The 5626-nt window shown below is 57.2% G+C and carries 4 protein-coding genes and 2 pseudogenes; all 6 read right to left on the reverse strand.

The genetic code is table 11. The annotated features are described in order from the left end of the window. Nucleotides 1-783: pseudogene (locus tag C8K63_RS29855) on the reverse strand (alpha/beta hydrolase); the annotation flags it as partial. Then, nucleotides 780-974 carry a hypothetical protein gene (locus tag C8K63_RS29860; protein WP_108219957.1) on the reverse strand — a complete coding sequence of 65 codons (195 nt, stop codon included), beginning with the start codon at nucleotides 972-974 and terminating at the stop codon, nucleotides 780-782. The gene C8K63_RS29860 and the pseudogene C8K63_RS29855, both read right to left, overlap by 4 nt. After that, nucleotides 971-2248 carry a T6SS immunity protein Tli4 family protein gene (locus tag C8K63_RS29865; protein ID WP_256595039.1) on the reverse strand — a complete coding sequence of 426 codons (1278 nt, stop codon included), beginning with the start codon at nucleotides 2246-2248 and terminating at the stop codon, nucleotides 971-973. Before C8K63_RS29865 ends, C8K63_RS29860 begins: the two co-directional genes overlap by 4 nt. Then, nucleotides 2245-3522 (reverse strand): T6SS immunity protein Tli4 family protein, encoded by a 1278-nt coding sequence (locus C8K63_RS29870; RefSeq protein ID WP_158273973.1) that lies wholly within the window; start codon nucleotides 3520-3522, stop codon nucleotides 2245-2247. Before C8K63_RS29870 ends, C8K63_RS29865 begins: the two co-directional genes overlap by 4 nt. Then, the gene (locus C8K63_RS29875) at nucleotides 3519-4772 is read right to left on the reverse strand and encodes a T6SS immunity protein Tli4 family protein (protein WP_108219959.1); all 1254 of its coding nucleotides are present in this window, start codon (nucleotides 4770-4772) and stop codon (nucleotides 3519-3521) included. The genes C8K63_RS29870 and C8K63_RS29875 overlap by 4 nt, the downstream gene beginning before the upstream one ends. Further along, a pseudogene (locus C8K63_RS29880) lies at nucleotides 4760-5626 on the reverse strand (alpha/beta hydrolase); the annotation flags it as partial. The gene C8K63_RS29875 and the pseudogene C8K63_RS29880, both read right to left, overlap by 13 nt.

A 5626-nucleotide genomic window follows, 5' to 3' on the forward strand; every position in this document is an offset into this window, starting at 1 on the left:
GCGCTTGGCCAGCCTGGACGCGGCCTGTTCGTTGGAGTCCAGCCAGTTGTAACCACAGGCATGCACCGGCATGCGGTAGCCGCCACGCGCCACCAACTCGTCCGAAAGTATCGACGGCAACTGGCTGGCGAGGTTGGCGCCCAATCCCGGCATGGCGATGGGGATTTCAGGTTTTAACCGGGTGATGTGCGTAGGCCCAGGCTCGACGACCACGGTGTGCAAGTGCTCCGGCCGGATGTCGAATTGTGGCCATTGGTGGGGCAGGAATTGGCTGTTCAGGGCGTCTTCCAGCCAAAGCAGAAAAGCGTGGTAGCTGGTTTCGCTGACTTCGCCCCAGCCACGTTCTTCGTAGCGTTTGGTCAGGGCCAAGATTGTTTTTTTCTTGTCCCTCTCTGGCGGCACTAAAACCGTGCCGGCAGCACGTTTCGGCACAGCACCTTTGTTGTCGACCTCCACCCTGGCCGGATGCAACAGTTGCTGTCGTATGCCAGCCTTTTTGTTCATCCAGTTCAGGGCCAACCACATATTCTTACCCATGAACCCCGCATCCAACCGCCAGACGGGACCCGCCTTCTTATTTTTCTTCCCTTTCTCCGGCTTACTCTCCAAATTCGACCCCATGATCCCCGGCACGAAAATCACCGGCAGCACCCCATCCGGCGGCAATATGCAGTGCACCGGGTCGGTGATATGGCTGGGCGTCAGGGTCCAGGTATGCACCGGGTTACCGCGCGCGTTGTAGGTCATGGGCGCAATACGCGGCGCTGTCGGGTTATCGGTCATGCGGGATCTCCGTGTTCAAGCCATTCCAGTACAAGCCCTTCCAGCGTCATGCCCTGTTGCAGGGTGACGAAGCCTTCGCCATCGCTGCGCCCGTCGAACCGTGCGCCGTCTTTGCGGACCAAGGCGTAGGCGCGGTTACGGATGGGTTGGTGATGAATGCGGCTACAAGAAGATCGGCAGGCGCTGATCATTGATCTTTATCCCCGGGTGACGGTTTGCGCTTTTCAAAGCTGGCGATGAACTCATCGAGGATGCGTTTGTTTTCGGCCGCCTCCTCGGCCGTTGGGCCACGGTCGTTCGCCCAAGGGTCCGGCTTGGGCGCGACTGAGTTGGGGCGCATCCGCACGGACTTGAGGATCGCGTCCCACACGGCCATGGCTTCGTAATCGGAGAGGGAGGGGTTGACGGGGTCTGGTGAAGCAGGTTGCTGCCAGAGCGGCAGTTCGTAACCTTTGTTGGCGAATTCGGGCAGGGTCCAACGAACGAGGTCGACTTCAACATCAGGATTCTTTGGCCTGCTTTTAATACCGCCTGCTGTCAGACTGAAACTCATGAAGGGACTACTCAGTGAGCGCGCTTTACGGTAGTTCTCCGCAAGGAAAAGGAGTTGACGATGGGTATCATCACTGAAGCCAATTAAAAGCTCCTCGGCTCGCATACTCGCAATGCTTGTCGCACCGCCTCGCAAGTTGTCGTAATCGTCAGCTAGAAAAACTCTGGTTGTTTCTTTGGTGCGGATTAGCAAGGGCTCACTTTCGCCTGGCGAAAGCGCGTTGACATAGACCTCCAGCGACACATCCGAAGCCGGAGGCCGAAAATTGAATGTCGCGATCTCCTGATCGTGGTGGCTGCGGATCACAATCGGCCCAAGCGCAAACCCCGCGCCGGCATTTTCGGGGGTGACTTTGAAGATTTCCTTCGACAGCTTTAACAGATGGGTTTCAACGGGCACCGTATCGCCGTTGTAGGACTCCGCTCTGAGCATGACGTAGACGCCATCGATCAGCAGATGAGACTCATGAACGAATGTTTGGCGGCGTGTTGCTTGCTTGTAGTACTGCAGCAACTTTTCCCTGGGTGAGGCCATTTTCGCCGACACCAGCATCGACACATCTGAATTCTTATAGTTCTTAACCGCCGAGATCCGACGCGCCCGCTCCTGCAAGGCCGCATCAAATCGCTCCTGCGTCACGCCGTCCCCCAGCACCCGAACCTCAACGGTTGAGTGATCGGCCCCCAGTCCGTAGTAGAGCATCACATCCCCGCCACCCGTCCAGTTGGCCGGCAGATCGATCAGCCCACGGCCCAACGCCCAGGTGCGCATGTTGTTGGTCAGTTCGTGCACGGTTTGTTTCTCCTGTTTGCTGGGTTGTTTGAAGGCGGTGCACCCGGCGAGCAACGCAAGCGTCAAGCATGTGAAAAACAGGCGCCGCCTGCGCAGATGAGACTGGGGGGTGCTCATCATTGATCTTTGTCCCCTGGAAACGGTTTGCGCTTTTCAAAGCTGGCGATGAACTCATCGAGGATGCGTTTGTTTTCGGCCGCCTCCTCGGCCGTTGGGCCACGGTCGTTCGCCCAAGGGTCCGGTTTGGGCGCGACTGAGCCGTAGCGAATGCGCACGGACTTTAGGATTGCATCCCACACGGCCATGGCTTCGTAGTCGGTGAGGGACGGATTGACGGGGTCTGGTGAAGCAGGTTGCTGCCAGAGCGGCAGTTCGTAACCTTTGTTGGCGAATTGGGGCAGGGTCCAGCGCACGAGATCTTCGGGCTCGTTGGGATCATCTGGCTCTCCTTTCATGCCACCTGCCGATAAACGGATACTCATGCCAGGCCGAGCCAGCGAGGGATTGTCCCGGTAGTTTTCGCTCACGAAGAGTATTTGACGGTGAGTATCGTCACTGAAACCGATCAGGGACTCTTCAGCTTGCATGCCGGCCAACATGATTTTTCCAGCGCGCAGATTTTCGTAATCGCCGGCGAGAAATATTTGCGTGTCTTTTGGGGTGCGGACGTGCAAGCGTTCTTTGTCATCAGGTGAGAGCGCGTTGATGTAGATGTTCAGCGATACGTCAGAAGCAGGCGGGCTAAAATCGAAGCTGGCGATTTCCTGATCGTGATGACTTCTGATTACGATAGGCCCCAACGCAAAGCCTGCACCTGCACTCTCCGGTGCAACCTTGAATATTTCCTTGGAGAGTTTTAGCAGGCGGTTTTCGACGGGCTGGGTCTTTCCATTGAATGAGTCGGCGCGGAGCATGACGTAGACATCATCAATCAACAGGTGAGCCTCATGAACGAACCAGTCCGGAAGCTCAGTGCTCTCGTAGTACTGTAGTAATTTACTCTGCCCATCTGCTTTTTTTACCGACACTAACATCGGGGCATTTCCCTGCTTATAATTTTTGACCGCTGCAATTCGACGGGTCCGCTCATTCAAAGCGGCATCAAAGCGCTCCTGCGTCACGCCTTCGCCCAATACACGCACCTCGACGGAGGAATGATCGGCGCCCAGACCGTAATAGAGCTTTACATCCCCGCCTCCATTCCAATTCGCAGGCAAATCAATCAAGCCTCGGCCCAGCGACCAGGTGCGCATGTTGTTGCTCAAATCGTGCACGGTTTGTTTCTCCTGTTCGCTGGGCTGTTTGAAGGCGCTGCACCCCGTGAGCAACGCAAGCGTCAAGCATGTGAAAAACACGCGCCGCCTGCGCAGATGAGGCTGGGGGGTGCTGATCATTGATCTTTGTCCCCTGGAAACGGTTTGCGCTTTTCAAAGCTGGCGATGAACTCATCGAGGATGCGTTTGTTTTCGGCCGCCTCCTCGGCCGTTGGGCCACGGTCGTTCGCCCAAGGGTCCGGTTTGGGCGCGACTGAGCCGTAGCGAATGCGCACGGACTTTAGGATTGCATCCCACACGGCCATGGCTTCGTAGTCGGTGAGGGACGGATTGACGGGGTCTGGTGAAGCAGGTTGCTGCCAGAGCGGCAGTTCGTAACCTTTGTTGGCGAATTCGGGCAGGGTCCAACGAACGAGGTCGACTTCAACATCAGGATTCTTTGGCCTGCTTTTAATACCGCCTGCTGTCAAACTGAAACTCATGAAGGGACTACTCAGCGAGCGCGCTTTACGGTAGTTCTCCGCAAGGAAAAGGAGTTGACGATGGGTATCATCACTGAAGCCAATTAAAAGCTCCTCGGCTCGCATACTCGCAATGCTTGTCGCACCGCCTCGCAAGTTGTCGTAATCGTCAGCTAGAAAAATTCTGGATGTTTCTTTGGTGCGGATTAGCAAGGGCTCACTTTCGCCTGGCGAAAGCGCGTTGACATAGACCTCCAGCGACACATCCGAAGCAGGAGGCCGAAAATTGAATGTCGCGATTTCCTGATCGTGATGACTGCGAATCACAATCGGCCCAAGCGCAAACCCCGCGCCGGCATTTTCGGGGGTGACTTTGAAGATTTCCTTTGACAGCTTTAAAAGGCGTCCTTCAACAGGGGCGGTATTGCCTTTGAAGGATTCTGCTCGGAGCATGATGTAGGCATCATCGACCAACAGATGGAGTTCATGAACGAAAGTCTGGCGCCGTGTTTGACGCATGTAGTATTGGAACATGACACTTTGCCGTGTCTCCCCTCTGGCCGACACCAGCATCGATACATCATCCATTTCATAGTTCTTGACCGCTGCAATCCTTCTGGCACGCTCCTGCAAGGCTGCGTTAAAACGTTGCTGCGTCACACCCTCCCCCAAGATCAAGACCTCAACGCTTGAATGATCAGCGCCCAATCCGTAGTACAGTTTCACATCCCCGCCCCCCGTCCAGTTGGCCGGCAGATCGATCAGGCCTCGGCCCAGCGCCCAGGTGCGCATGTTGCTGGTCAGTTCGTGCACGGTTTGTTTCTCCTGTTCGGTGGGTTGTTTGAAGGCGGTGCACCCGGCGACCGCCCCCAACAGCAGGCCTATAAAAAAAGCGGTCAACCGGCGCATAGCGGCCTCTTGGCTTTCGCCGCGATCTTGATGAGGGAGTAAAGGGTGAATTGCTGGGTTAACGGATTGGCATACGACGCCTCATGGTCGAAGCCGGGCGCCTGGACTTGCTGACGGATCGAATCCTTGCGCGCCTGCCTGATCGGCGCACGGCCAGAGCTCACCGGAACGGTGCCATCGCCCGCGCCGTCCTGCATGCGGCAGTGCAGCTCCCAATAGCTGGTCTGCACGGTTCTGACTGGTGAATCGGGGTCACCGCGCAGTGGTGGCACGGCCTCGGCTTGCCCGCCGACGTAAAACGGGCTACGTCCGTCGTCACGCACCTCATGCATCTGCAGGCTGGACACCGTGAAGGCATCGGGGCTTGAGGCATGGGGGCCGTTGAGGCGAGATCCGCGTCGCATTTCCCAGGTGATGGATTCGAAGCTGGGGTGTTTGTCGTCGTTGCCGTAGTAGACGTAGGATTGCGGATGATAGACGCCCGCGATTTTCTGATGGAATTGTTTCGCTTCCGATATGTTCTCCTCAAAAGTTTCCCAGGTAATCGGATCCCCATCCTTCGGCGCCAACCACTCTTCACGCAGCAATCCCCACCAACGGTCACGTCGCAGATAAATCTCTTCGTAGGGGTCTTTTTCCGGCTGGCGCGGCATGGCCGGCCCGCCTCGCTCGTCGATCAGCCGCAGCCACCCCGGGGCATAATCCTGGGTGGGCAGCAATTGCAAGGCTCCGGGCGCCTGCGCAAACACAGCGGTGACCTCCTGGCCGGTCGGGCCAATCACCGCACCGGCAATGGGGTCCTCGTCGCTCATGCCGACTTTGCAGCGGCGGTAAGCGACCGGTGCGCCGATGGC

This window comes from Pseudomonas sp. GV085, from assembly GCF_003050925.1.
Lineage (GTDB): Bacteria > Pseudomonadota > Gammaproteobacteria > Pseudomonadales > Pseudomonadaceae > Aquipseudomonas.

What these genes read in the sequence shown, in the direction of transcription:
- C8K63_RS29860 (WP_108219957.1), bottom strand. Translation starts at nt 974, where the DNA reads ATGATCAGCGCCTGCCGATCTTCTTGTAGCCGCATTCATCACCAACCC.
- C8K63_RS29865 (WP_256595039.1), bottom strand. Translation starts at nt 2,248, where the DNA reads ATGATGAGCACCCCCCAGTCTCATCTGCGCAGGCGGCGCCTGTTTTTC.
- C8K63_RS29870 (WP_158273973.1), bottom strand. Translation starts at nt 3,522, where the DNA reads ATGATCAGCACCCCCCAGCCTCATCTGCGCAGGCGGCGCGTGTTTTTC.
- C8K63_RS29875 (WP_108219959.1), bottom strand. Translation starts at nt 4,772, where the DNA reads ATGCGCCGGTTGACCGCTTTTTTTATAGGCCTGCTGTTGGGGGCGGTC.